Raw genomic sequence first — 4,089 nt, 5'->3', positions numbered from 1 at the left:
TGCAGCCCGCGCGGGCACGTCGGCTCCGTCCGGCAGCCCCGTGCGCCCACTCGGCTCCGTCCGGCACTCCCGAGTGCAGCCACGTCGGCTCCGTCCGGCAGTCCCGTGCGCCCGCTCGGCCCCGTCCTGCAGCCCGCGCGGGCACGTCAGCTCCCACCGGCAGCCCGTGCGCCCGCTCGGGCCTGCGCGTCGTCGTCGTTGCCCGCACGCCCGCGTTGAACGGCTCTTGGAGGTCAAGATTTCCTGACGGCAACACGGCAAGCCAGGCGTCAGGGTATCTTGACGGGCATGACGATGAAGCTTTCCGACATCCCCGACCACGAGGGGTTCGCCGCGCCCGTCCTCCCCGACGGTGAGCTGGCCCGTTCCTCCAGTGCCTTCACCCGGGCCTTCATCGGCTACCAAGCCGCCTGCTCCTGCGGCTGGGCCGACCGCCGCCGCTTCCCGCCCACCCCGGAAGGTGCCAAGGAAGCGGAGGGCCGCTGGTACACGCATGTCGCCCCGCTCCTGGCCGCAGCCCCACCCAGCTGGCTGGTCGTCAAGTCGAACCTGCTGTGCGAGCAGATCGTCAACCTCGCCGCCGAGCGCCCGCTGGCCGCCCTCACCCTGCTGGCACAGGTGGAGAGCTGGCAGCGTACGTTGCTCGACCAGGCCGTGGCCGGGGCGAAGGCGGCGGGTGCGTCCTGGGCCGATGTTGGCGAGGCCATGGGCATCACGAAGCAGGCGGCCCACGAACGCTTCCGCGCGCACGTGGGCCCTCAGTGACCGTCAGCGGCAGGTGCGGAGCATGTTGATCAGCGCCTTCTTCTCCCGCTTGGTGACGAAGAGGCGGTAGTGATGTTTCACCGAGATCCAGGAGGTGGCATACCGGCACCAGTAGCCCCGGCGTGGCGGCCGCCAGCTCTGCGGCCCCTTGCCGCCCTTGGCGATGTTGATCGAGTGACTGACGACCTTGAGCTCAGGCCGCGTCAGGTCATTGGCGAACGCACGCCGCTTGGCCTGACTCCACCGCTTGGCCCCCGACCGCCACGCGTACGCCAGCGGCACCACATGGTCGACGTCCACCAGCTTCTCGCTCTTGAGAACCTTGCCGTCATAAGGGCTGTACCAGGTCCCCTTGACCGGATGGCAGTACTTGTTCCTCCGCACACCCCGCCCGTCACGCGCCAGCACAACCTCGCGCGCGTCACAGGTCCCCCGGTGATGCGCCCACCGAGGCTGGAACCGCCGATGACTGTAGCCCCGACCGGACAACGCCTTGGCAACCTTCAACTGCCCAAGCATCCGAAGAGACCCGGCCTGTGACTGTTCGCGCCGTTCAGCCGCCGCCTGCGGGCTCATGACCACCGCCGTAACCGGTACAGCCAGAGCCGTGAGTACGGCGACGCGGACCACTCGACTTAAGATCATGCTTTCCCCCATACCCACGACACCGTAGGGGCTCAGCCGCCTTCGCGCACACAGGATTCCCGACATCCCAGCAGCTACCCGCCCCAGAGCCCCCCAGCCAACAGCACCTCCTCCCCGCACCAAACCCCACTCAACCGACCCGAAACACGCCGCCCACAATGCCCACGCGCCCCACTCAGCCGACCCGATGACCCATCCCACAGCGCCCCAACCGCCACCCAACCGCGCCCCACTCAACCGACCGATGCCCCCGCCCCCACAGCGCCCCAACCGCCGCCCAACCGCGCCCCGCCCGACCCCCCGATACCCTCGCCCCCACGGCGCCCAACCGCGCCCCGCCCAAACCTCCCCCGATACCCCTCGCCCCCACGGCGCCCCACCGCGCCCCCTGCCGGTCGTCGCCGCAGGCCCACTTGACGGCTCGCCGTACCCCTCGCTCATGCCTGCAGCCCCGAAAGCACCCACGCTCGCGAGCCCACCCGAAACGCGAGCCCACCGACAGGTGAGCCCGACCAGCACACGAGCCCGACCGGCACCCAAGCCCGACCGGCACGCGAGCCCGACCGACGTACAAGCCCGACCGGCACGCGAGCATGGCTGGCACGCGAGCCCGACTGACAAGCGGACGCGACCGAGAGCAGGGGCGGTCAGGCGGCGAAGCGCTCGCACAACCAGGCCAACGCCAGCGGATACCGGTACTCGATCGCCATGTGCGTAGCGTCGAACAGCTCGAACCGCGTCCGCTCACTCCGCAGCCCGGCGTCAAGAACCGCCTGATGAAAGGCGGCCGCACCCAGGTCGAGGTACCACTCGTCCCTGGTGCCCGCGTCGATCCAGACACCTCGCATGCTCTTGAGCGCCCCGGCATACTGCTCCTGCCTGGCCATACGGACAGGGTCTCTGGCCAGCCACCGCTCCCAGACCTCCGGAACCAACGCCCCATTCCCGTCGAACGGCAACCGGACAGTCCCGTCCTCGTCGGCCGAGTAGGCGGCCGCATAGCCATAGAGCTCGATGAGGACGTCGTCGCCTGGTCTGGTCATGGCGATCCGCCCACGGAAATCGGCAAGGAACGCGTCATATGACCCGTCATAGAGGTCACGCAGCGTCCGGGCCGCCCGTGGAAACTCCGGCAGGTAACAGGTCTCGAACAACGCGTCACCGGCATGCGTGGCGAACAGCCCGAATACGTCGGGCCGCATCATCGCGGTGACCATGGCGCCGTAGCCGCCGCTCGACTTGCCGGTGATCGCCCGCATGTCCCGGTGGGGCAGCGTGCGGTAGTGGCCGTCCACCCACGGCACGACCTCCCTGCACAGGTAGGTGTGATACCGGCCGGTCCCGGGCGAATCCAGGAACTGGCTGCCGCCGTAGGCGGTCCACGCGTCGACGTAGACGACGATCGCCGGGGGCGTCTGACCGGCCGCGAACACCTCGTCGGCCAGCTCGGGGAACGGCCGGCGGAACGGGGCCCGGTTGTTCCACATGGCGAGGTGACCGGTGTAGCCCTGGATGACGTAGACCGTGGGGTAGCGCCTGGTGGGTTCGTCGTCGTAGCCAGGCGGGACGTACACCCACAAAGGCCGCTCGTGCGGATCGCCCAGCGGATTGCCGCGCAGGACGTTGCTGTCGATGACATGGCGGTCGATGCGACCGGTGAGGTCGGCGGACCAGGGAAGCACGGAGCTCTCCTTGCGTGAGCGGGTCAACGGCGGGTGCTAGCCGGGCAAGACGTGGGACAGCGCGCGGCGGAGGATGGCGGCGAAGGGTTCCGTGGTGCCCGGCTCCAGCCACCGCCGCCCCGCGACCCGAACCGCGCCCGCGACGGCGGCAGCCGTAACGGCGGGAAAAAGGTCGCCGTCGCCATCGGTGCGCTCCGAGATCGCGTCGGCGAGCGGGCCCTCGGCCATGGTGAACGCCTTGAGAGCCTCACCTTCCAGCTCGGGCGTCAACATGATCATGCTCAGTCCGGCGCGGTCGGGCTCGGGGTCGGTGTAGAGCTCGATCACGGCGGCGGTGACGGCCTCGGTCAGCGACTCGTCGGCCGGGCGGGCGCGCAGGGCCTTGCCCGCGCGTTTGGACTGGTCGGCCTGGAAGGCGCAGATCGCCTCGCCTCTGCTGGAGAAATAGTTGTTGTACGTGCGGGGCGACACCCCGGCGGCCGCGGCGATGTCGTGGACACGCACCAGGGCCAGCCCGTTGGGCCCCTGCTCGATGGCCAGGCGCAGTGCCGCATGGCCGATCGCCTCTCTGGTCGCCTGGCTGTTGCGTGTCCGTAGGTCTGCGGTCTCGTCGGTCATGCCGATACGATAGCGCGAGATTGCGCGCCGCGCATCATGTGCGTGTCACGCAAATTCTATGTAGAGTGCCAGCGAGCCGGGACGGCGCAGTCGCGGGCGCCGTCCCCCCACAGACAGGTCAGGAGTGCGGAATGACGTCAAAAATGATCGCGTTCGACGAGGACGCCCGGCGCGGTCTCGAGCGCGGCATGAACCAGCTCGCTGACGCCGTGAAGGTGACCCTTGGTCCCAAGGGGCGCAATGTCGTGCTGGAGAAGAAGTGGGGCGCTCCCACGATCACGAACGACGGTGTCTCCATCGCCAAGGAGATCGAGCTCGAGGATCCGTGGGAGAAGATCGGCGCTGAGCTGGTCAAGGAAGTCGCCAAGAAGACGGATGA

At 69.1% G+C, this 4,089-nt stretch carries 5 protein-coding genes; 2 read left to right on the top strand and 3 right to left on the bottom strand.

The window, feature by feature from the left end:
• The first annotated feature begins 288 nt into the window (after positions 1 to 288).
• Positions 289 to 765 carry a hypothetical protein gene (locus ACIBKY_RS41935; RefSeq protein ID WP_397106021.1) on the top strand — a complete coding sequence of 159 codons (477 nt, stop codon included), beginning with the start codon at positions 289 to 291 and terminating at the stop codon, positions 763 to 765.
• Positions 766 to 768: 3 nt separating this feature from the next.
• Here ACIBKY_RS41935 and ACIBKY_RS41930 read toward each other — a convergent pair whose 3' ends face one another.
• From ACIBKY_RS41930 to ACIBKY_RS41920, 3 genes are all read right to left on the bottom strand, one after another.
• The gene (locus ACIBKY_RS41930) at positions 769 to 1,341 is read right to left on the bottom strand and encodes an HNH endonuclease family protein (protein ID WP_397106020.1); all 573 of its coding nucleotides are present in this window, start codon (positions 1,339 to 1,341) and stop codon (positions 769 to 771) included.
• A 716-nt stretch (positions 1,342 to 2,057) separates the two neighbouring features.
• Positions 2,058 to 3,092, bottom strand: a complete 1,035-nt coding sequence (locus ACIBKY_RS41925) for an alpha/beta hydrolase (protein WP_397106018.1) — start codon at positions 3,090 to 3,092, stop codon at positions 2,058 to 2,060.
• Positions 3,093 to 3,128: 36 nt separating this feature from the next.
• On the bottom strand, positions 3,129 to 3,710 hold the full coding sequence (locus ACIBKY_RS41920; RefSeq protein ID WP_397106016.1) for a TetR/AcrR family transcriptional regulator: 582 nt from the start codon (positions 3,708 to 3,710) through the stop codon (positions 3,129 to 3,131).
• 131 nt (positions 3,711 to 3,841) lie between these two features.
• On the opposite strand from ACIBKY_RS41920, the gene ACIBKY_RS41915 reads away from it, so the two are divergent.
• Positions 3,842 to 4,089 (top strand): TCP-1/cpn60 chaperonin family protein (locus ACIBKY_RS41915; RefSeq protein WP_397106014.1); only part of this gene is annotated, 248 nt, incomplete at its 3' end.

It is taken from the genome of Nonomuraea sp. NPDC050394 (assembly GCF_044459065.1).
GTDB lineage: Bacteria > Actinomycetota > Actinomycetes > Streptosporangiales > Streptosporangiaceae > Nonomuraea.
This window is presented reverse-complemented; position numbering and strand designations above follow the sequence as displayed.

What these genes read in the sequence shown, in the direction of transcription:
- ACIBKY_RS41935 (WP_397106021.1), top strand. Translation starts at nt 289, where the DNA reads ATGACGATGAAGCTTTCCGACATCCCCGACCACGAGGGGTTCGCCGCG.
- ACIBKY_RS41930 (WP_397106020.1), bottom strand. Translation starts at nt 1,341, where the DNA reads ATGAGCCCGCAGGCGGCGGCTGAACGGCGCGAACAGTCACAGGCCGGG.
- ACIBKY_RS41920 (WP_397106016.1), bottom strand. Translation starts at nt 3,710, where the DNA reads ATGACCGACGAGACCGCAGACCTACGGACACGCAACAGCCAGGCGACC.